Source organism: Nocardia kruczakiae NBRC 101016 (genome assembly GCF_001612965.1).
In the GTDB taxonomy this organism is placed as follows: Bacteria; Actinomycetota; Actinomycetes; order Mycobacteriales; family Mycobacteriaceae; genus Nocardia; species Nocardia kruczakiae.
On sequence record NZ_BDBL01000032.1, the window covers coordinates 60,715 to 83,808 of the forward strand.

Sequence of the window (23,094 nt, forward strand, 5' to 3'; positions counted from 1 at the left end):
TCCGCCCGGGCACCATATGGCGTGGGATACGGGCACTGCGTTCGCTGCGCGCCGCGGCACCGGCGCTGGACCGGTGGTCGGCGGCGACCGGCGATCGCGAGATCCTGCTCGCCGGTCCGCGCTCGTTCTGCGCCGGGGTCGAGCGAGCGATCGAGACCGTCGAGCAGGCCCTGGACCGCTTCGGCGCCCCGGTGTACGTGCGGCGTCAGATCGTGCACAACAGCCATGTGGTGCGCGAATTGGCCGGGCGGGGAGCGGTTTTCGTCGAGGAGCTCGATCATGTGCCCGAAGGCGCGGTGGTCGTGCTCGCCGCGCACGGGGTGGCCCCGGAGGTCCGCCGCCAGGCCGAACGCCGCCGCCTGCGCGTGGCCGACGGCACCTGCCCGCTGGTGTCGAAGGTGCATGCGGAGGTGCGCGCCTTCGCCGCCGCGGACAAGACGGTCTTCCTGATAGGTCACGCCGAGCACGAGGAGGTGGTGGGCACCCGCGGCGAGGCGCCCGAGAACGTCGTCGTGGTCGCCGATCCGGAGGCGGCCGCCCGGGTGTCGCCACCGGATCCGGATCGGGTCGCCTATGTCACGCAGACCACCTTGGCCGTCGCGGAAGCCGAGGCCACGGCCGCCGTCCTGCGGCAACGGTTTCCGGCGTTGAGCGGGCCACGCAAGGACGACATCTGTTACGCCACCACCAATCGCCAGCAGGCGGTGCGGGCGGTGGCACGTGAATCGGACCTGGTGCTGGTGCTGGGTTCGCGCAATTCCTCCAATTCGCTGCGGCTGGCCGAGGTCGCCGCGGCCGAGGGTGTGGCGGCGCATCTGGTGGAGGACGCCGGTGAGGTCGAGTTGACCTGGCTGGCCGGCACTCGCCGCATCGGCGTCACCGCCGGCGCGTCGGCACCACCGCATCTGGTGGACGACCTGGTCGAGGCCCTGTCCGGGCTCGGCGCCCTCCGGGTCCGCCACACCACCGTGACCGAAGAGAGTGTTCGATTCAACCTGCCTCGGGAGGTGAGCTGAATGGCCATGCCATTCCGTCAATCCGTACGTCTGGGAGCGTATCTCGCCAAGCAGAAGCTGTTGCGGCGCGAGAAATTCCCCATCCTGGTCGAATTGGAGCCGCTGTTCGCCTGCAATCTGAAATGCGCGGGCTGCGGCAAGATTCAGCATCCGCACACGCTGCTCAAACAGCGTATGCCGGTCGAACAGGCCGTCGGCGCGATCGAGGAATGCGGCGCCCCGATGGTGTCGATCGCCGGTGGCGAACCGCTGATGCATCCGCAGATCGACGAGATCGTGCGGCAACTGCTCGACCGCAACAAGATCGTCTTTTTGTGCACGAACGCGGTGCTGCTGCCCAAACATCTGCACAAGTTCGCCCCGCACCGCAATTTCGCGTGGATGGTGCACCTGGACGGACTGCGCGAACGCCACGACGCCTCGGTGTGCAAGGACGGTGTCTTCGATCAGGCCGTGGCCGCGATCCGCGAGGCCAAGGCCGCGGGATTCCGGGTGATGACGAATACCACGTTCTTCGACGTGGATTCGCCGCAGGACGTGATCGACGTCCTGGATTATCTCAACGACGAGCTCGAGATCGACCATATGCAGATCGCGCCCGGCTACGCCTATGAGAAGGCGCCCGATCAGGAGCATTGGCTCGGCGTGAAGGAGACCCATCAGCTGTTCGCCAAGGCCTTCGCCGACGGGCGCCGCAAGAAGTGGCGGCTCAACCACTCCCCGCTGTATCTGGATTTCCTGGAGGGCAAGGTCGACTTCGACTGCACCGCCTGGGCGATTCCGTCGTATTCGCTCAAGGGATGGCAGCGGCCGTGTTATCTGCTCGACGACGGGTATGTGGCCACCTATCGGGAATTGATCGACGACACCGACTGGAACGCCTTCGGCCGCGGCAACGATCCGCGCTGCTCGAATTGCATGGCGCACTGCGGATACGAGCCCACCGCAGTGGTCGCGACCCTGGGTTCGTTGAAGGAGACGATCCGCGCCGCCGTCAGCTGAGTCGAATCGACACCGGGTCGAATTCCCCACCGGAAGGTGAGCCACCCATGAAATCCTCGCCGCGCGGGCCGGACCCGCTCGCCGCCCTCACCGGACCCGACGCGCTGGCCGCGTTGTCCGACGACGAACTGCCCGCACTGGCGCAGCGGTTACGTGATCGCCTCGTCGAGACCGTCACCGGAACCGGCGGCCATCTCGGCGCCAGCCTGGGGACGGTGGAACTGACCATCGCGCTGCATCGCGTATTCCGTTCGCCCACCGATGTTCTCCTCTTCGACACCGGACATCAGAGTTACGCGCACAAGTTGCTCACCGGGCGGGCATCCACCTTCGACACACTGCGGCAGGCCGGCGGGGTCGCGGGATATCCCAATCGCACCGAATCCGCGCACGACTGGGTGGAGAACTCCCACGCCTCGGTCAGGCTCGCCTGGGCCGACGGTATCGCCAAGGCCTTCCACCTGCGCGGCGAACACGATCGCCGGGTGGTGGCGGTGATCGGCGACGGGGCGCTGACCGGCGGTGTGGCATGGGAAGGATTGAACAATCTGGGTGCGGGCGGGCAGCCGGTCGTGGTGGTGCTCAACGACAACGGGCGCTCCTACGATCCGACCGCCGGTGCGCTGGCCGGCCATCTCACCGGGCTGCGCGAGGGCGATATCGTCTCCGGAAATCTGTTCGACGCCTTGGGTTTCAGCTATCTGGGCCCGGTGGACGGCCACGATATCGGCGCGCTGTGCACGGCCCTGCACAAGGCGGTCGCACTGGCCAAACCCGTTGTGGTGCACGCGGTGACGGTCAAAGGCCGCGGCTTCGGCCCGGCCGAGGCGGACGAGGCCGACCGCATGCACGCGTGCGGGGTGATCGATCCGGTCACCGGTGCGCCGCGGAAACAACCCGCCCCCACCTGGACCGATATCGTCGAATCCGAACTGGCCGATATCGCCCGTGACCATCCGGAGGTGGTGGCCCTGACCGCGGCGATGCGCCTGCCCACCGGACTCGGCGAATTCTCCCGGAGCGCACCGGAGCGGGTGTTCGATTCCGGGATCGCCGAACAGCACCTGCTGGCGTCCGCGGCGGGATTGGCCGCAGCCGGTATGCATCCCGTGGTGGCGGTGTACTCGACCTTCCTCAACCGCGCCATCGACCAGGTGCTGCTCGATATCGCCCTCCACGATCTGCCCGTCACCCTGGCACTGGACCGCGCCGGCGTCACCGGCCCGGACGGACCGAGCCATCACGGCATGTGGGATCTGGCGCTGCTCACCTGCGTGCCGGGGATGCGGATCGCCTGTCCGCGCGATCCCGGCCGGGTCCGCGAACTCCTGCGCGAAGCCGTCGCCACCGCCGGTCCCACCACCGTGCGTTATCCGAAAGCTACTGCCGGAGAGGATATTTCGCCGCTGGCACGAATGGACGGGATGGATATCCTGCACCGCGGTCCGCGCAGTCCGCTCGACATCCTGCTGGTGGCGGTCGGACCGATGGCCGGGCCGTGTCTGCGCGCGGCGGAACTGCTGGCCGACAGCGGTTTCGGCGCCACCGTCGTCGATCCGCGCTGGGTGTGGCCGATCAATCCGGGTCTGCCGGCGATCGCGGCACGGCATCGGCTCACCGTCTGCGTGGAGGACGGTATCGCCGCCGGCGGAATCGGCACCCACCTGACGCACGCGGTCGCCCGCGACACCGGCGCCGCCCCGGTCCGCGCGCTCGGCCTGCCGACCGCATTCATCGCCCACGCCTCCCGCGACAGCATCCTGGCCGAATACGGCCTCACCGGCGAGGGCATCGCCGCGGCCTGCACGCAGTGGTTACCCGCGACCGAGAGGATCCGATGACCGCCGTATTCCTGTCCGAGCCCTCGGCTCCGCCCCTGCGACCACGCCGGGAGAGCCGGCGCATCGACGTCGGTTCGGTGCCTGTCGGCGGCGGCGCACCCATCTCGGTGCAGTCGATGACCACCACGGTCACCGCCGACGTCGAGGCCACGCTGCGTCAGATCGCCGAATTGACCGCTGCCGGTTGCGATATCGTCCGCGTCGCGGTGCCCACCCAGGACGACTGCGCCGCACTGCCGACGATCGCCCGCCGCTCGGCCATCCCCGTGATCGCCGACATCCACTTCAATCCGCGCTACGTCTTCGCCGCCATCGACGCCGGCTGCGCCGGGGTGCGGGTGAATCCGGGCAACATCCGCACCTTCGACGACAAGGTTCGTGAGATCGCCGCGGCGGCCGGTGCGGCGGGGGTGCCGATCCGCATCGGGGTCAACGCCGGTTCCCTCGATCGGCGCATCCTGGACCGGCACGGCGGTCGCGCCACGGCCTCCGCACTGGTCGAATCGGCGCTGTGGGAGGCCGGGCTGTTCGAGGAGCACGGATTCACCGCTCTGAAGATCTCGGTGAAACACAACGATCCGCTGACGATGATCCAGGCCTACCGGCTGCTCGCCCAGCGCTGCGACTATCCGCTGCACCTCGGCGTCACCGAGGCGGGTCCGCCGCTGCAGGGCACCGCGAAATCGGCCACCGCGTTCGGGATCCTGCTGTCCGAGGGGATCGGCGACACGATCCGGGTCTCGCTGTCGGCGCCGCCGGTCGAGGAGGTCGAGGTCGGGCACCATATTCTGGCCGGGCTCGGGCTGCGGCCCCGCACCCTCGACATCGTGTCCTGCCCGACCTGCGGCCGCTGTCAGGTCGACGTCTTCGAGCTCACGAAGAAGGTCGAGGCGGCCTTCCGGGATTTCCCGGCGCCGTTGCGCGTCGCGGTGATGGGCTGCATCGTCAACGGTCCGGGTGAGTCACGGGAAGCCGATATCGGGGTCTCGGCGGGCAATCACAAGGGTCAGATCTTCGTCCGCGGCGAGGTGGTGCGGACGGTGCCGGAATCGATGATCGTGGAGGCGTTGCTGGAGGAAGCGCTGACACTGATCGAGGACGCGCCGGAGAGCCAGTCGAGCTAATACCGGACATACCTCGCATACCTCCCCACCTGCGGCAATGAGTACTCGCTACACGCATGCAGGATTGGACCTGTGGTATAGGTATGCCTTACCTTTGGACGGTGAGCTGGGCCGAGGCTGTACCGAATCTACTGATCTGCCTGCGGGAGGGCCTCGAGGCGGGACTCGTGGTGACGATCCTGCTGGCTGCCGTGCGCAAGACGTCGACCCCGCAGCGCCCGGTCTCCGCGACACCCGTCTGGCTCGGCCTGCTCGGAGCGGTATCGGTGGCGGCCAGCTTCGCGGCCGTGCTCACCTACTCCACGAGCGTGCTCTCGAACTCCGGCCAGGAAATCGTCGGCGGCACCCTGAGCGTGATCGCGGTCGGGCTGGTGACGGCGATGGTGTTCTGGATGCGGCGCACCGCCGCGTCGCTGTCCGGTCAGCTTCGCGGTGAGGTCGCCCGCGCCACCGCGATCGGGGCGGGCGCACTGGCCATCACGGCCTTCATGGCCGTCGGGCGCGAGGGCCTGGAATCGACGCTGTTCGTCTGGACCGCGGTCAAGGCATCCGGCACCACGGTCGCACCGCTGGTCGGCGCCGCGCTCGGTTTCGCCGCCGCGGTGGTGCTGTGCTGGTTGCTGTACCGGCAGTCGGTGAAACTCAACCTCGGCGTGTTCTTCAACCGCACCGCGCTCGCGCTGATCGTGATCGCCGCCGGTGTGCTGTCCTACGGTCTCGGTGATCTGCAGGACGCGAACATCCTGCCCGGACGACACTGGGTCGCCTTCGACCTCTCGGCGCATATCGACCCGAACTCGTGGTGGGTGTCGATCATCACCGGCATCACCGAACTCACCCCGCGCATGACCGTGCTGCAGGTGGTGGCGTGGGTCGTCTATCTGGCCGTGGTGATCCCGCTGTTCATCCGCGCCGGACGCCAGGCGCCCGCGAAGGCCCCCGCGGCCGAGTCGGACCGCACAGCCGCCGAGGCCGCCACGACTTCGCCGCAGGCAGCCGGGGCGACCGGCCAGGATCCGAGAACCACGGCGTCGGCGCCTCCCCCGGCTGCGGCGGCAACATCCGCATCGGCTCCAGCCGGCTCCGAGAACACGCCCGACTGGTGGGAGCGAATCGCCGGGCCGCGGCCGTTGCTGGTCGGGGCGGTACTGGTGGTCGTTCCCGCCCTGGCCGCCGGGGTGGCGATCGCATTGCTGCCGTCGAGCGGCTCCGACAAGGCGCAGGCGGTGTCGGTCACCGACAGTTCGTGCGCCTCGGAATGGAAGTCCGGGCGGGCCGGGACGCAGACGTTCGAGGTGCAGAACAAGACGTCCAAGGCCGGGGAGATCAATTTGGTGAACTCCGGCGGTGCGGTCGTCGGCGAGATCGAGACGATCGGCCCCGCCACCACCGCCAACCTGACCGCGACCTTGAGCAGCGGCACCTACACCATGCAATGCCTGATGTCCGGTAAGCCGGTGACCTCGTCGGCGGCGGTGCAGGTCAGTGGCGAGGCGGGCGACACCCCACCGGCCGTCAAACGCGTCACCGAGGACGATCTGCGCGGCCCCAACGACGCCTATCAGGCCTACGCCGCCGGCGTGCTGACCCGGCTCTCCGGCGCCGTCACCGTGATCGGCAACGATCTGCGTGGCGGCAATATCGCTGCCGCACAAGCGGATTGGCTCAGCGCCCAGCTGGAATGGGAACGGGTCGGCGCCTCCTACAACAGTTTCGGCGACGCCGGCACCGCGGTCTCGGGTCTGCCCGACGGCCTGCCCGGTGGCGCCAACGATCCCGGATTCACCGGTCTGCACCGGCTGGAATACGGCCTGTGGCACGGACAGCGGCCCGATCAGCTGCTGCCGGTGGTCGATCGGCTCGGCGGCGATATCGCCGACATCCGCAAGAATCTCGGCAGCGACGACCTCGCCGGCGATCCGAAGAATCTGCCGCTGCGCGCCCATGAAATCCTGGAAGACGCCCTGCGCGACCATATCTCGGGCATCGACGACCAAGGCGCGGGCGCGGCGTATCCGATGACGCTCGCCGACATCGACGTGACTCGCGCGGTCCTCGATCAGCTCGGGCCGCTGATCGATCCGCGGGCGCCGCAACTGCGCGCCACCCTGCGCACCCGCCTCGACGAATTGCAGGCGGCCCTGCTCGCCACCCGGAACCACGGACAGTGGCAGTCACCGGATCGGACCCCGCCGGCCGCGCGGCAAGCCGTCAACGCGCGCCTCGGCGCCGCTCTCGAGGAACTCGCCAAGGTGCCGCGGTTGCTCGAAGTGCCGATCTCCCACTGACCATGCCGAACCACCGACCGACCAGTAAGGCTTCACGATGAACGTCAGCCGCCGCCGCTTCCTCTCCGGCGCCGCCGCCGGTGCCGCCGGAACCGCGCTGACCGCGGGCATTCTCGCCGAGGGTGCCCGCCAGGACGCCGAGGCCGCCACCGTGGGCACCCCGAAGGCCGAGGCGAGCTATCCCTTCCACGGCGAACATCAGGCCGGCATCCTCACGCCGGGACCGTCGGCCAAACAGAACGCCGCCTGCTTCGCCGCCTTCGATGTCACCACCACCCACCGCGCGGAACTGGTCGAGGCGATGAAGACCCTCACCGCACGTGCCCGCTTCCTCACCGCCGGCGGCGCCCCGACCGACCTCGGCCTCGGTCAGCCGCCGTCCGACAGTGCGGTGCTCGGGCCGGAGGTGATCGCCGACGGGCTCACCGTCACCACCGGAGTGGGCGCGAGCCTGTTCGACGGCCGCTTCGGGCTGGCCGCGGCCAAACCCGCCAAACTCACGCCGATGCGAACCTTCCCCAACGACACCCCGGACCCGGCCTGGATGCACGGCGATCTGCTGATCCAGCTGTGCGCCCACCACCCCGACACGGTCCATCACGCGCTGCGCGACATCACCCGCCAGACCCGCGGCGCACTGCAACTGCGCTGGAAGATCGACGGCTACAACTCTCCGCCGCGTCCCTCCGGCACCGGCCGGAACCTGTTGGGCTTCAAGGACGGAACGGCCAACCCGACCGGCGCCGACGCCGAATCGCTCATCTGGACCGACGGCGGCGGCGAACCCGAATGGACCCGCGGCGGCACCTACCAGGTGGTCCGGCTGATCCGCATGCTCGTCGAATTCTGGGACCGGGTCTCGATCAACGAGCAGGAGAACATGTTCGGGCGCCGCCGCGACTCCGGCGCCCCGCTCGACGGCAACCAGGAATTCGACACCCCCGACTACGCCGCCGACCCGGAGGGCTCGGTCATCCCGCTGGATTCCCATATCCGGCTGGCCAATCCGCGCACCCCCGAAACCGCGCGCCAGCAACTGGTCCGCCGCTCCTACAACTACGACCTCGGCGTCGAGCGCAACGGCAACATGGCCTCGGGCCACATCTTCACCTGCTTCCAGCAGGACGTCGCCCGCCAGTTCGAGGCCATCCAGACCCGGCTGATCAACGAACCCCTCACCGACTACGTCCAGCCCTTCGGCGGCGGCTACTTCTTCGCTCTGCCGGGGGTGCGTGACGAGAAGGATTGGTACGCACGGGCTTTGCTGAGCTGAGCGGACCTCGGGCCGCGAGCGCCGCGCGGCACTCCCGGCCCGAGGAGCCCTAGGAACCCGCGGGCGTCGGCTGCACTCCGGAAGACTCCGGCGTCGCCACCGCGGTCCTGCGGCCCAGCAGTAGCGTGACCACCGGGAACACCAGCAGACTGCACACCCCGCACAGCAACCCGACCGACCAGAACGCGGAACCGCCGTCGAGCAGTGCGGCGGCCGCCGCGGTACCCGCCATCATCCCGCCATACTGCACCGAATAGTTCAGTGCCAGAACGGTTCCGCGCGCATCCGGGCTGAGTTCACTGGCGAGGGTGGTCAGCGCGGACTGGCCGAAGCCGACCGCTCCGCCCCAGACGATCTGCACCACGATCGCCAGCGCCAGCGAGCCGGTCGAGAGCGAGAAGGCCAGCACCGACGCCGCGGCCACCAGCGCCGCCACCGCGATGACCCGGCGCCGGCCGACGGCATCGGCAAGGCGGCCACCGTAGATGTTGCCCACGACGCTCATCGCCCCGCCGCCGGCCAGCGCCAGCCCGACCCATCCGGTCGTGAGCCCGAAGTTGCTCGCGTAGAACAGTCCACCGTTGGCGAACATGCCCTGCAGTCCGGCGGTCCACAGGAAGGTGCACAGCAATGTGAACAGCACCGCCGGATTGCCGAGTGCGGCGCGGAACTGCTGCGCGAAGATCGCCAGCGGCCCGGCGGGTGCGGCGGCGGCCGGCGCACTGGACGGGACGAACCTGGTCAGCGGCACGAGCAGCAGCGCCGCGGCGATGCCGATGCCCCAGAATGTCCACTCCCAGGACACGATTCCGGCCAGGAAGGCGCCCGCGGGCACCCCGAGCACCGAGGCACCCATCATCGCGCCCACGATCACCCCGATCGCGGCGCCCCGGCGTTCGGCCGCCACCGCACCGGAGACGAAGGCGAGGATGGCCGGCACCAGGATCGCGGCGCCGAGTCCGGAGATCGCGCGGAATACGATGATCGCCGCGAAGCCGGAGGCGAATCCGGTCAGTACCGTGCCGACCGCGAAGACGGTGAGTCCCGCGGTCATCAGTCGCTTGCGCCCCCAGCGGTCCGAGAGCGGACCGAAGATCGGCGCGGCGATCATGTATGCCAACGCGTAGGCGGTGACGAGCAGACCGCCGAGCCGGGGCGAGACGTGGACGGAATGGGTGATCTGCGGTGCCAGCGGCGAGACGACCAGCGCGTCCAGGCCGACGAAACATCCGCAGATCGCCAGCACGGTGAGCCAGCGCCGCTCGGATCCCACGGCGGAACGATGTTCGGTCACGCTCACCACTCCACCGGAAAAGTGTTGGGCCGCAGCGTGAGCAGGCCACTGGACCAGTCGATGTTCTCCGGTGCGATCGCCAGGCGCAGATTCGGCAGCCGCCGCGCGAGTGTCGCCAGCCCGATCTCAAGTTCCAGCCGGGCGAGCCCGGCGCCGGGGCAGAAGTGACTGCCGTGGCCGAAGGCGACGTGTTCGACGTCCTCGCGGGTGAGGTCGAGGCGGTCGGGATCGGTGACGTGGCGGGTGTCGCGACCGGCGGCGTGCATGATCGGGATGACGCCCTCACCCTGGCGCACGACCACGTCACCGATTTCGAGTTCCTCGGTGGCGACCCGGATGAAACCGATTTCCGACGGCGGGGCGTAGCGCAGCAGTTCCTCCACCGCGTGCCGCACGACCTGGCGGTCGTCGACCTGGTCGACCAGCAGTCGCCACTGGTCCGGGTGCCGCAACACCATGAACGCGGCGCGGCTGAGCGCGCTGACCGTGGTGTCGTGCCCGGCGACGAGCAGATTGATCGTCAGCCAGACCAGTTCCTGTTCGGAGAGGCGGTCGCCGTCGTCGCGGGCGGTGATCAGATCCGAGAGCAGGTCCTCACCGAGCGCCTCTCGCCGCTGCGCGAGCAGGGAGACGACGTAGGCGGCGGATTCCTCACGGGCGGTGAGTCTTTCGTCGGCGGTGTGCGCGGTGATGCTGACCAGATGGTCGGTCCAGCGCTGGATGTCGGCGCGCCGTTCCCGCGAGGCGCCCAGCAGATCGGTGATCACCCAGATGGGCAGCAGGGCGGCGAAGTCGTGGTGCAGGTCGGCCGGGCGCGGTCCCGCCTCGAGCGCGTCGACCAGTTCGTCGGCGATCTCCTGGATGCGCGGGCGGATCCGCTCGGCGCGTTTGGGCGTGAACGCGGGCGAGATCAGCCGCCGCAGGCGCCGGTGGTCGGGTCCGTCCTGACTGAGCAGATTGAAGGGGTTGTCGGCGAAGTCGGGACCGTTGATCACCCGCGGCGCGCCAGGTTCCCGCAGGGCGGCGCGCGACAGCCGAGAATCGGACATCGCGGCGACCACCTCGTCGTAACCGGTGACCGCCCACGCGGTGTCGCCGCTGGGTAACCGCACTTTGGTGACCGGGCACTGGGCGCGCAGTTCCGAGAATCGCTCCGGCGGTTCGCCGAGCGGTCCCAGCGGAAACGGATAGTAGTCGAGCGTCTCGTCGATGGAATTCGACATGGGGATTCCCCCTCCTGGATCGGAAAATGCGAAGACGAATGGGAAACTACCTCGAACGGTGAGTGAAGAAATTAAAGTTCGATACTTGGCGAACTTTCGAATACCAAGATAACAGCCGATCTTCGACGAGCACAAGAGATCGGTCCCGCCGGGAGACTCAGCCGGCGCGCGAGGCGATGGTCACCGTCGGCCGCAGGTACACGATCGCCTGCGCCCGGGTGCGTACGGACAGTTTGCGCAGGATGTTGGAGACGTGGAACTTCACCGTCTTGTAGCTGACGTGCAGCACCTGCGCGATCTCGCTGTTGGACAGCCCGTCGGCGACCAGGATCAGGATCTCGTGCTCGCGCTGGGTCAGGCTGTCGAGGGCGGTGACCGGTTTGTGCGCCACCGCGGGGAGATACGGAGCGGTGGCGTCGAGGACCAGCCGGGTGATCGACGGTGACAGCATGGCCTGGCCGCGCACCACCGCATCCACCGCGCTCACCAGGTCGACCGCACTCGAGCGTCGCGACACCAGCCCACGCGCACCCGCCTGCAGATACCGCAGCAGCAGTTCGCTGTCGGTGCCCTCGGACACCACGACGACGCCGACCTCGCCGCCGGGGCGCACCGCGGTCAGCCGCTGCGTGAGGCCGGGGCCGTCCCAGCGCGGCGAGGGGCAGTGATCGAGCACCACCACATCCGCCTTGTCGGCCGCCACCATCTTCAGCGCCGCTTCGCTGTTGACCGCCGGTCCGACCCAGCCGACATCCGGCATTCCGCGCAGTACGGAGATCAGTCCGCTGCGCATGATCTGCTCGCCGCACACCACGAGAACCCTGGCACGACCCGAATCGCGCCCATGGGCGTCGCCGAATTCTCTGGCCGTATTCGGTAGTTCGGTCACGGTCATCGAGGCCCCCAAAGTTTCATGGGCCATGAATGCAGTTGCAGGCCCGGCAGGTGACGAGAGGTATCGGGATGCTCCTATCACAACTCGGGAACAAACCCGACAAATAACGCTAACACCTGGGAACCATCGCGGCAATGCGAGCTGGATTCACGTGGAGTGAAATTCGGGCGCAAACAATTCGCGAACCGGAAAAACCGGATTCGAACAGTAACCGGCGAAATACTTGACAAATCCGCAGCAGCGGGAAACCGCACGTAGTATCGATTGTTCGTCACTTGTGGAAGTACCCGACAGCGCGCCACTCACCGCTGCGGTGCCAGGTCCCGCACGACCTTCAGAACCGCCTCCGGGCCGCCGGCGAACAACTCCGGCGTCGACTGGATCATCAGCACCGGAGTGTCTACCCCCGCCTCGACGTAGCGGTGAATCTGCTCCCGGCAGCGTTCCGGGCTGCCGTGCACCAGGACGCCGTCCACCACGTCGTCGGAGATCGCCTCCCCCGCGCGCCGCAGATCTCCTGCCGCAACATGTTTGCGGACCTGCTCGACCTGATCGCCTCGCCCCAGCCACTCGTGGAAGGCGCCGTAGGTCGGTCGGGTGAACAGATGGGTCAGCATGCGCCGGCCCGACTCGCGCGCGTAGTCGAGATCCTCGGTCGGACAGACGAAGACGCGGGCGACCAGCTCCCCGCGGTCGCGATCGGCCCCGAGGCCGCGAATCACCGTCGAAATGTCCTCGGCGGTGAGGAAATTGGTGATGGCGCCGGCGCCCTCCCGGAATCCGAGCCGCAACATGCCGGTCCGCAGCGCGCCGACCATGAGCTGCGGCGGAATCTGCGCCGGTCGCCCGAGCTCGAAATCCTCGATGGTGAAGGTATCGAATCGCCCTGCCACACGGCCGTGTTCGTAGGCGTGGCGCAGGAACCGCAACGTATCGCGCACCCGCCGATACGGCTCGTCCATCGCGATCCCGTTCATCCCGGTGACCAGCTGCGCCCCGGAGGATCCGATACCCAGCACAACCCTGCCGGGGGCGAGTTCGGCCAGCGCGGCGCCGGTCTGGGCGATCACCGCGGGCCCGCGCGTGTACACCGGCACGACGGCGGTGCCCAGCCGCAGCGACGGCGAACCCCATGCCGCGGCGAGCACCAGCGGCGTGAAGGCATCCACCCCCGCATACTCTCCGGTCCACGCGTCGGTGTAACCGAGATCGGCCAGCTCGCCCAGTATGTCGCGATGGCGCGGGAGTGGGACGAACGGCAAGGGCAGGGTGATCCCGTAGCGGGACATGACAACCAACTCCACTTCATCTGCGTCGACGACGGCTCGGGCGGGGGGAATTCACCGGCGCGAATTCACCACCGGCACAACATAGTTCGATAGTTGTACATCTATCGAACTAAAGCTACTATTCACGGTGTCGGCTGGCAAGAATCTCGCCGAAAATTCTCTTCTCCGCACTCCGGAAACAGGCAGGGGCCACATCATGAGTGAGATAAAGATCGAAATCGACGCGGCCGAGGCCGGATTGGACCCGGACCGGCTGCGGCGGTTCGACGACTACCTCGACGGTCTGGTGGAAGCGGGCCGGATGCCCGGCTGGGTCGGCATCATCGCGCGCGACGGCAAGATCGCCCACATCGGCACCGGCGGCCACCGCGACCGCGAGGCCGGCCTCGCGATGGAGGCCGACTCCTTGTTCCGCTCCTGGTCGCTGACCAAACCGTTCACCTCCGTCGCGGCGCTGGCACTGTACGAGGACGGGGCCTTCGGGCTCAATGATCCGGTGGCCGACTACATTCCGTCGCTGCGCGATGTGCGCGTGTACACCCGCGGCGGCGGCTCGAACCTGGAGTCGCGGCCCGCGCGCGAACCCATCCGGATCTGGCATCTGCTCACCCACACCGCCGGATTCACCTACGGCTTCCATCATTCCCATCCTGTGGACGAGCTGTACGTCCAACGCGGCTTCGAGTGGAGTGCGCCGCCCGGAATCGATCTGGCGACCGCCGTGGACACCTGGGCATCGCTGCCGCTGCTGTTCGAACCGGGTACCGCGTGGAACTACGGCGTGAGCACCGACGTGCTCGGCCGGCTGATCGAGGTGGTCTCCGGCAAGTCGCTGGATACCGTTATCGCCGAACGCATTACGCAGCCGCTCGGACTGCACGACACCAGATTCTGGATCGAGCCGGAGGAGACCCAGCGGCTCGCCGCGATCTACATGGCCGATCCGGCGACCGGTCTGGCGGTCCGCAACGACGCGATGGGCGGCGACCCGACCCAGCGCCCGACCTGGCTGTCCGGCAGCGCCGGCCTGCTCACCACCGCCGCGGACTTCCACACCTTCCTGCAGATGCTGCTGGCGGGCGGCAGCTGGAACGGCGCACGGGTGCTCTCGCCGGCCACGGTGCGGTACATGACGACCAATCAGCTGCCCGGCGGCGCCGACCTCGGAAGCTTCGGCCGGCCGGTGCTGCCCGCGCTGACCACAATGGCCGGCCTCGGATTCGGATTCGGCTTCATGACCGTGCTCGACCCGGCCGCGAGCAAGGTGATCGCGAATCCCGGTGAGTTCTCGTGGTATTCGGCGACCAGCACCTACTTCTTCGTCGACCCGGTCACCCGGATCACGGCACTGGCGTTTCCACAGTTGTTCCCCTCCAAGGCGCTGCCGCTGTTCTCCCGGCTGCGCCAGCTGGTACACGCCGCCGTCATCGAGTGATCGGCGTGGTGACGCGAAGGGCGCCGGCCGTGGCCGGCGCCCTTCGCGCGTCAGCGATCCAGCCATTCGCGCACCGCGCGCGCGGTCGAGGCGGCGTGCTCCTCGAGGATGGTGAAATGGTCGCCCGGTACATCCACAACCGTATGCGGCAGCGTCCACGCCGACCGCCAGTCCAGATCCTCGAGCGCCGCGCCGGTGTGGTCGCGCAGCGGCTCGGACGCCCGCACCAGGAGCGTCGGCGCCGTGATCGGCTCCGGCCGCCAGTGCGCGAAAAGCGGTATGTACCAACCCATCGCCGACAGCCGGACACCGTCGGCGAGCCCGAATCCGGCCTGCCGATCCAGTACGCCACCGATCACCCGATGCTGGGCACGCCGCAGCAGATCCGCATCCGGCAGGTAGGTGTCCAGCAGCACCACCCCGGCGACGCGAAGCCCGTCGCGTTCGAGCCGCGCGGCCACCGCGTGCGCCAGCCAGCCGCCGGACGACGTTCCGGTCAGCACCACCTGCGCCCGGGCGGCGATCGGCCGGACGATCTCGGTCTGCAGATCGATGACCGCCTCGATCGTCGCGGGCAGGCTGTCACCGCTCACGAAGCCGGGAGCGGGTAAGGCCGAAACCCTGCGCTGCCCACGGAATTCGTCGGCGAAACGGGTGTACACCTGCGCACCGGTCATCGCCACCAGCGCGGAGAAGCAGATCATCTGAGGGCCGCCGTCGCCGTCGGCGAGGGTGACCGGATCCGGATGCGGCACCGTCGCCGCGCTGTCGAACATCGGCCGCAGCCGCGCCGCCTCGCGCAGCAGCGCCATACCCTCCGCGAATTTGCCCGATTCGAACGCCTGGTGGAACAGCATGCTGACCGGGTCGGCCGGGGCGACCGGCGGCTCGGCGGTGAGGGCGAGTTCGGATCCGAGCGCCTTGGCCAGCTCGCTGGCGGTGGCGTGGTCGAACAGGAACGTCACCGCGATCGACAGCCCGGTCGCGGCATTGAGCCGATTGCGCAATTCGACCGTGGTCAGGGAGTCGAAACCCAGCTCGAGCAGATTGCGATCGTCGTCGTCGGCACGCGGTGCGTCGTAGCCGAGCACCCCGGCGATCTCGGAGCGAACCAGTTCGAGCAGGGCGCGGTCGGCCTCGTCCTCGGGCAGGGCGGCCAGGCGTTCGGCGAAGCTACGGCCCGTCGTGGTCTCCGCGGGCTCGGCGGCCGGCTGCGCCTCGGGCAGCTCCGCCAGCAGCGGGAGCGGTCGCGCGGCGGTGAGTACCGGCGCCAAACGCGCCCAGTCGATATCGGCCACGAGCAGCCCGCTCTCCCCCGCGCGCAGCGCGCGTTCGAGATGGTTGAGTGCCGCGTCCGGGTCCATCGGCAGGACTCCCTGCCGGCGCCACCGCTGCGCCGCGCCGGGTTCGGCGGCCATGCCGCCACCGTCCCACGCACCCCAGGCGATCGAGGTGGCGGGCAGGCCGAGTCCGCGCCGGTGTGCCGCGAGCGCGTCGAGATAGGCATTGGCCGCACCGTAGACGCCCTGGTCCGCACTCCCCCAGACGGCCGCGCCCGAGGAGAACAGGACGAAGGCGTCCAGCTCCCCGGTCAGTTCGTGGAGATACTGTGCGGCAACGGCTTTCGGCCCGATGACACGTGCGATGTCAGCGGCCGTCACCTCGGTCACGGCCGTGCCGTCCACGACGCCCGCGGCATGGACGACCGTGCGGAGATCGGCGATGTCGCCGATCACCCGGCCCAGTGCCGCGCGGTCGGTGATGTCACAGGCCACGATGGTGACCGCCGATCCGAATTCCGCGCGCAGTGCGGCCGCGTCCGGCGCGGCGGGTCCGCTGCGGCTGAGCAGGACCACGTGGTCGGTGCCGGTTCGCAGCAGCCACCGGGCCACCCGCGCGCCGATCGCGCCGGTGCCTCCGGTGACCAGTGCCGACCCCCGGGAACGCCACGCAGCGTGGTCGATCCGCGCGTGGGCGCGCACCAGCCGGCGCGCGAACAGACCCGACGGGCGCACCGCCAGCTGGTTCTCGGTCGCGGTGCTCAGGGCACTCTCGAGCGTGGCGAGGAGATCCGCGTCCAGCGGTGTCGCGGGCAGGTCGATCAGGCCGCCCCAGCGGTCCGGGCGTGCCAGCGCGAGGCTGTAGCCGAGACCCCACAGCACGCTCCGCGCCGGGTCGACGAGCGGTTCCCCCGCGACGCCGACCGCCCCGCGCGTGATCACATACAGCGGAACGGATTCGGGAAGCGCACGCAGCAGTTCCAGTGTTTCGCCGATATCACTGAGGAACGACAGCGCACCGCGCAACGGCCCGGAGTCGCGGTCGTCGGTGACCTCGAGTCTCGATCGCGACAGTGCGGCCCGCACCTCGGCCGGCGCGCCGACGAGCAGCCAGCGGCCGGACGGGCGCGCCGTACCCGGCGGCAGCGCACGCCAGTCGACGCGGTAGCGCCAGTCGTCGGCCGTGCGCGCGCGAGGCGGTTCGGCGGACAGCCAATAGCGTTGGCGCCGGAAGGTGTACGTCGGCACCTCGGCGTCCGGTGCGGCACCGACGACGCGCGGCCAGTCGACCGGTAGCCCGCGCACCCAGCCGTCGCCCGCCGCGGCAAGTAGCCGGTCCAGCCCGCCCTCTCCGCGCCGCAGCGATCCGACGACGATGCCGCCGGCGCCCACCGTCTCCTCCACCGCACCGACCAGGCCGGGGTGCGGGGAGGATTCGACGAAGAAGCGGAATCCGTCGGCGGCCAGCGCCGCCACCGCCCCGGTGAAGTCGACGGGTTCACGTAGATTCCGGAACCAGTAGGCCGCATCCAGTTCGGCGGTGTCGAGCAGGCCCCCGTGCACCGAGGAGTAGAACGCGACCGCCGAACTGCGCGGCCGCAACGACACGAGTCGCTCCACCAGTTCGTCGTGGACCGCCTCCACCGCGGGCGAATGGGAGGCGTAGTCGACATCCACCCAGCGCACCCGAACACCCTCGGCCTCGAAACCGTCGGCGACCGTGCGTAAGGGCTGTGAATCTCCGGACAGCACAACGACTTCGGGCCCGTTGACAGCGGCGACGACCACGCCGTCCCCGAGCCGCGGCCGGATCCGCTCGGGCGCGGCCCACACCACCGCCATGCCGCCGGAGCCGCTCAGTTTCCCTGCGATCAGCCGCGACCGCGTCACGACGACATGCACGGCGTCCGCGAGCGTCAGACCGCCCGCGACGAACGCCGCCGCGACCTCACCCTGGGAATGACCGGCCACCGCCTCCGCGCCGATCCCCCACGACGCCCACACCAGCGCCACCCCGACACTCATCGCGAACAGCGCGACCTGCACCACGTCCACGCGGTCGAGCGGTTCGGCCCCGGCCCGGTCGAGCAGCACGTCCCGGACGGACCAGCCGGCCGCCTCCCGCACCACCACGTCCAGGGTCGACACCCAGGCGCGGAAGACCGGCGACGATTCCCACAGCTGCGCTCCCATCCCCGCCCACTGGCCGCCCTGGCCGGGGAACAGCACGGCGACGCCCTCGACCGGCTCGAAGCGAAACCCGAACGCCGCCAGCAATTCCGGGAAGGTGAGCGCGGCATTGCCGAGCGGCACCGGATCGTGCTCGTGCGAGTCCGGTGTCGACGCAGCCGCGACCACCCGCGGCGGCGCCTCGGCGATCCGGTGCAGTGCTTCGGCGAAGTCCTCCGGGGCACGCCCGATCACCACGGCGCGCTCGGCCAGGGTGGCGCGGGTGGCGAGCGCGGCGGCGACCCCGCGCGGATCCGGTGCGTCCGGCCGCCGGGCGAACTCCGCCAGCGCGGCGGCGTGGTCGCGCAAGGCGTCGGCCGAGGCCGCAGACAGAATCCACGGCACCGGCCCGCTACGCGGCGCGGGTGCGGAGTCCGCGACGGCCGGGGCCTGTTCCAGCACCACGTGCGCATTGGTTCCGCCGATGCCGAACGAGGACACCGCCGCGCGCCGCGGCCGGCCCGTCACCGGCCAGGGCTCGTTGCGAGTAAGCAGTTCCACCTGCCCCGCGGCCCAATCGATCAGCGGTGACGGGCGGTCGGCGTGCAGCGTGCGCGGCAGCACGCCGTGCCGCAGCGCCTGCACCATCTTGATCACGCCGCCGACGCCCGCGGCCGCCTGACTGTGCCCGATATTGGATTTCAGCGAGCCCAGCCGCAGCGGATGCCCGCCCGCCCGATCGCGGCCGTAGGTCGCCAGCAGCGCATGGGCCTCGATCGGATCACCGAGCGTGGTTCCGGTGCCGTGTCCCTCCACCACATCGATATCCGCGGTGGTCAGCCCGGCATCGGCCAGTGCCCGGCGGATCACTCGCTCCTGAGAGGGCCCGTTCGGCGCGGTCAAGCCGTTGGACGCCCCGTCGGAGTTGACCGCGCTGCCGCGCAGCACGGCCAGCACATGGTGGCCGTGGCGCCGCGCATCCGACACACGTTCCAGCAACAGGACTCCGACGCCTTCGGCCCAGCCGGTGCCGTCGGCGCCCGCACCGAAGGCGCGGCAGCGGCCGTCCGGTGAGAGTCCGCGCTGCTGGGAGAATTCGACGAAGATGCCCGGTGTGGACATGACCGTCGCACCGCCGGCCACCGCGAGCGAGCATTCGCCGCGACGCAGGGCGGCCGCCGCGAGATGCAGGGCGACCAGCGAACTCGAGCACGCGGTGTCCACCGTCAGCGTCGGCCCGGTGAAGCCGTGGACATAGGAGATCCGGCCCGAGGCCACGCCTCCGGTGGTGCCGGTCAGGACGTATCCGGCCGCCCGTTCGCCGGCCTCGCTCATGCGCGGCCCGTAGTCGGGCGCCATCGCACCGATGAAGACGCCGGTATCGCTGCCGCGCAGCGCGTGCACGTTCAGCCCGGCGCGTTCGAACAGCTCCCACGTGGTCTCGAGCAGCAGGCGCTGCTGCGGGTCCATCGCAGCCGCCTCGCGCGGTGAGATTCCGAACAGTTCGGCATCGAATTGCGGTGCGTCGTATAGGAATCCGCCCGCACGCACCGACGATTTGCCGGCCCGGCCGGGCTCGTCGTCGAACAGCCCGGCCAGATCCCAGCCCCGGTCGGCCGGGAACGGGCCGATCGCATCCCGTCCGGAGACCACCAGGTCCCAGAGCTTCTCGGGGGCGTCGGCGCCGCCGGGATAGCGGCAGGCCATCGAGACGATCGCGATCGCCTCCGGATCGTCACCGCCGGTGTCCTGGACGCCGTCGCCGGCGAGAGGGGCCGAAAGTTCCTGGGCGGGCGAGCTGTTCAGAAGACTCGCAAGGTGGTCGGCGAGCCGGTCGGGACTGGGGTGGTCGAACAGGACCGACGCGGGTAGCGACAATCCGGTCGCGAGCGACAGCCGGTTTCGTAGCTCGATCGCCATCACCGAATCGAATCCACTGCCGGTGAAACTCACCGCGGTGTCGGAGATGTCCGCGGCACCGACCGCCGCCGCATCGGCCCGGATGAGGTCGAGCAGTTCCCGGCGGCGACGGGCCGGGGGCAGCGCATTCCACCGCGTGGCGAGGGTCGGACGGTCCGGCTCCGCGGCGGTCGCCACACCGGGCCAGAAGGTGGTGCGGCGGAACGAGTATCGCGGCGCGGGCCGGCGCGGGCCCGGTCCGATGACCGAGGTCCAGTCGACACCGACGCCGGCCACCCACGCCTGGGCCAACGACTCCAGCAGGCGGTTCGCCCCACCGTCGTCGCGGCGCAGCGAACTCAGCACCACCGCCTGCGGGCCCGCCGCACCCTCCACGGCCCCGGCCAGACTCGGATGCGGCGAGCATTCGACGAAGGTCGGGAATCCACCGGCGACCAGCGCGTCGACAGCGCCGGCGAAATTCACCGGCTCCCGCAGATTGCGGAACCAGTACTCGGCGTCCAATTCGGCCGCGTCCAGCTGCGCACCGGTGACCGAGGAATAGAACGGCACCTGCGCGCGGCGGGGCCGCACCGCGGCCAGCTCGGCCACCAGCTCCGCGTGCACGGGCTCGACCTGCGGCGAGTGCGACGCATAGTCGACGTCCACCCAGCGCACCCGCACGCCGTCGTCGTCGTAACGAGACACCAACGCCGCCAACGCCTCCGGCGCACCGGTCAGCACCGTCGTGGCCGGTCCGTTGATCGCGGCCACCGACACCGCGTCGACCAGACGGGCTCGCACCGAATCCGCGGGGGCCCACACCACGGCCATGCGTCCGGCCCCGCTGAGCCGCCGCGCGACCAGCGCCGAGCGGCCGGCGACCACGCGCACGGCGTCGCCGAGGGTCAGCGCGCCCGCCACGAAGGCCGCCGCCACCTCGCCCTGGGAATGACCCACCACCGCGTCCGGCGCGATCCCCCAGGACGCCCACACCAGCGCGATCCCGACCATCGTCACGAACAGGGCGGGCTGCACCACGTCGACCCGGTCCAGCGACGGTGCGCCGTCCAGGTCGAGCAGCACCTCCCGCACCGACCATCCGGCCTCGGCCGCGATCACCTCGTCCGCCACGCTCACCCAGGCGCGGAACACCGCGGAGGTCTCCCACAGGCGCGCTCCCATACCGGCCCATTGACCGCCCTGCCCCGGAAAGACGAACGCGACCGATTCGGCCGCGGCGGCGGGAAAGGCCCACAGCTCCGTCAGTTCCTGGAAGGTCGCCGACGGGCCTGCCGGGACAGGCAGCTCATGGGCATCGGACCATGCGTCCCGCGCGGTGACCACCCGGGTTTCGCTCTGCGAAATCTGTTGCAGCCCAGACGAAAGTTCGTCTGGGGTCTGCGCGAAGACGACCGCGCGTTCGGCCAGGCCGGAGCGGGCGGCGAGCGTGCGCGCGATATCCGGCAGCGCGGCAGCCGAATCGGGTATGCCCGCCCTCAGATCCGCGGCCAGCGCCCGCACGCCCGCGTCCGAGACGGCCGAGAAGACCCAGGGCACCGGCCGGGCGGCGACAGCCGGACCGGAGGACGTGCCGCTGTCTGCCGGTCGATCCGCCTCGGCCGGCTCCGGGGCTGCGACGACCACGTGGCAATTCGTGCCGCCCATACCGAAGGCCGAAACCCCCGCCGCACGTTCGCCGTCCGGCCACGCGCGTCGAGCAGTCACCACCTCGAGTCGCCAATCCTTCCATCGCACAGCGGGATTCGGGGTCCGGAAGTTCAAGCTCGGCGGTAGTTCACCGTGGTGCACGGCCAGCACCACCTTCAGCAGGCCGGCGATTCCGGCCGCACCTTCGAGATGCCCGATATTGGTCTTCGCCGATCCGACCAGCAGCGGGGTGCGGCGCCGCGCACCCAGTTCGGCGCCGAGCGCCTCGGCCTCCACCGGATCACCCACCCGTGTGCCGGTTCCGTGCAGTTCCACGTAGGCCACGGCGGCCGGGTCGACGCCGGCCGCACGGTACGCCTCGCGCAGGACGGCTCGCTGCCCGGCGACCGTCGGCGTGGTGAGATCCTTTCCCGCGCCGTCGTTTCCGAGCGCACTGCCACGCAGCACCGCGTAGATCCGATCCCCGTCGGCGAGCGCCTGCGGCACCGTCTTGAGGACCACGAAACCGCCGCCCTCGCCGCGGACGAAACCGTTGGCCCGCGCGTCGAAGGTGTAGCAGCGACCGTCCGGGGACAGCCCGCCGAACCGCGACATCCGCAACGCACTGTCCTCGACCAGATTCAGCTGCACCCCGCCCGCCAGCGCGGTGGTCGATTCGCCACGCCGCAGGCTCTCCATCGCCAGATGAACCGCGACCAGCGACGAGGACTGTCCGGTGTCGACGGTCAGGCTGGGACCGCGCAGGCCGAGCAGGTAGGAGATCCGATTCGCGATCACGCCGCGACTGGCGCCCGCACCGGTGTGTTGTGCGATCGCCGCGTCACCGCGACGCTGCTGCACGAGGCGATAGTCGTCGGCCATCGCGCCCACGAACACTCCGGTGCGGCCGGGCCGGCGGCCGAGAACGTCCTCGAATGCCTGCCAGGCCAATTCCAGCATCAACCGCTGCTGCGGGTCCGTCTCGATCGCCTCGCGCGCGGAGATGCCGAAGAACGCGGCATCGAAATCCGTGACGGTGTCGAGGAATCCACCTCGCCGCAGCGATTCGTCGGCCGAGCGCCACCGCTGCGGCGGGGTGTCGGTGATCGCGTCGGTGCCGCCGCGCAGCAACTGCCAGAATGCCTGCGGGTCGGGCGCCTGCGGTAGGCGGCACGACAGTCCGACCACGGCGATGGCGGTCCGGGACGGGGGTAGGGGAACCATGCTCATTCGGCCACTTCCGTTGCTGTGCGAACGACCGCGAGGTCTGTGCGAGCGTCGGCCGGCATCGTCGCCAGGGCCGCGGGTGAGGCCCGGAGGTCCGGCGACTGGACAGCGCCGGTCTGTGCACCCTCGGGCGGCTCGGCTCAGTCTGTCCGAGCAGGCATGTCCGCGTCTTCGGCCGCAGGCACGGAT

General features: G+C 69.8%; 12 protein-coding genes. 7 read left to right on the forward strand and 5 right to left on the reverse strand.

Annotated features, from left to right (window positions below):
* Window positions 1–35 precede the first annotated feature (35 nt).
* From ispH to efeB, 6 genes are all read left to right on the forward strand, one after another.
* Complete coding sequence (ispH, locus tag NK1_RS36250; protein WP_245660752.1) at window positions 36–1,016, forward strand: 4-hydroxy-3-methylbut-2-enyl diphosphate reductase; 981 nt, start codon at window positions 36–38, stop codon at window positions 1,014–1,016.
* The gene (hpnH, locus tag NK1_RS22830) at window positions 1,017–2,018 is read left to right on the forward strand and encodes an adenosyl-hopene transferase HpnH (protein ID WP_036503553.1); all 1,002 of its coding nucleotides are present in this window, start codon (window positions 1,017–1,019) and stop codon (window positions 2,016–2,018) included. It abuts the gene before it with no gap.
* A 47-nt stretch (window positions 2,019–2,065) separates the two neighbouring features.
* Entirely contained in the window at window positions 2,066–3,859 is a 1,794-nt protein-coding gene (locus NK1_RS22835) for a 1-deoxy-D-xylulose-5-phosphate synthase (RefSeq protein WP_063011731.1), read from the forward strand.
* Window positions 3,856–4,983 carry a flavodoxin-dependent (E)-4-hydroxy-3-methylbut-2-enyl-diphosphate synthase gene (ispG, locus tag NK1_RS22840; protein WP_063011733.1) on the forward strand — a complete coding sequence of 376 codons (1,128 nt, stop codon included), beginning with the start codon at window positions 3,856–3,858 and terminating at the stop codon, window positions 4,981–4,983. Before NK1_RS22835 ends, ispG begins: the two co-directional genes overlap by 4 nt.
* 83 nt (window positions 4,984–5,066) lie before the next feature.
* Window positions 5,067–7,271: an iron uptake transporter permease EfeU gene (gene efeU, locus NK1_RS22845; RefSeq protein ID WP_063011735.1), complete on the forward strand. Its 2,205-nt coding sequence runs from the start codon at window positions 5,067–5,069 to the stop codon at window positions 7,269–7,271.
* Window positions 7,272–7,308: 37 nt separating this feature from the next.
* A complete protein-coding gene (gene efeB / locus NK1_RS22850) occupies window positions 7,309–8,544 on the forward strand; it encodes an iron uptake transporter deferrochelatase/peroxidase subunit (RefSeq protein WP_063011737.1) in 1,236 nt (411 codons plus the stop codon).
* A gap of 49 nt (window positions 8,545–8,593) precedes the next feature.
* Here efeB and NK1_RS22855 read toward each other — a convergent pair whose 3' ends face one another.
* The 4 genes from NK1_RS22855 to NK1_RS22870 all read right to left on the reverse strand — a co-directional run bounded on the left by NK1_RS22855 (window position 8,594) and on the right by NK1_RS22870 (window position 13,245).
* A complete protein-coding gene (locus NK1_RS22855; RefSeq protein WP_167354287.1) occupies window positions 8,594–9,838 on the reverse strand; it encodes an MFS transporter in 1,245 nt (414 codons plus the stop codon).
* Between the two features lie 2 nt (window positions 9,839–9,840).
* The gene (locus NK1_RS22860; protein ID WP_063011740.1) at window positions 9,841–11,061 is read right to left on the reverse strand and encodes a cytochrome P450; all 1,221 of its coding nucleotides are present in this window, start codon (window positions 11,059–11,061) and stop codon (window positions 9,841–9,843) included.
* A 157-nt stretch (window positions 11,062–11,218) separates the two neighbouring features.
* The gene (locus NK1_RS22865; protein ID WP_084461412.1) at window positions 11,219–11,983 is read right to left on the reverse strand and encodes a response regulator transcription factor; all 765 of its coding nucleotides are present in this window, start codon (window positions 11,981–11,983) and stop codon (window positions 11,219–11,221) included.
* Between the two features lie 275 nt (window positions 11,984–12,258).
* Window positions 12,259–13,245, reverse strand: coding sequence for an LLM class F420-dependent oxidoreductase (locus tag NK1_RS22870; RefSeq protein WP_063011744.1), 987 nt, complete (start codon window positions 13,243–13,245; stop codon window positions 12,259–12,261).
* 196 nt (window positions 13,246–13,441) lie between these two features.
* On the opposite strand from NK1_RS22870, the gene NK1_RS22875 reads away from it, so the two are divergent.
* A complete protein-coding gene (locus tag NK1_RS22875) occupies window positions 13,442–14,680 on the forward strand; it encodes a serine hydrolase domain-containing protein (RefSeq protein WP_063011746.1) in 1,239 nt (412 codons plus the stop codon).
* A 50-nt stretch (window positions 14,681–14,730) separates the two neighbouring features.
* Here the strand turns inward: NK1_RS22875 and NK1_RS35420 are convergent, their stop codons facing one another.
* A complete protein-coding gene (locus NK1_RS35420) occupies window positions 14,731–22,908 on the reverse strand; it encodes a type I polyketide synthase (protein ID WP_063011748.1) in 8,178 nt (2,725 codons plus the stop codon).
* Between the last annotated feature and the right edge of the window lie 186 nt (window positions 22,909–23,094).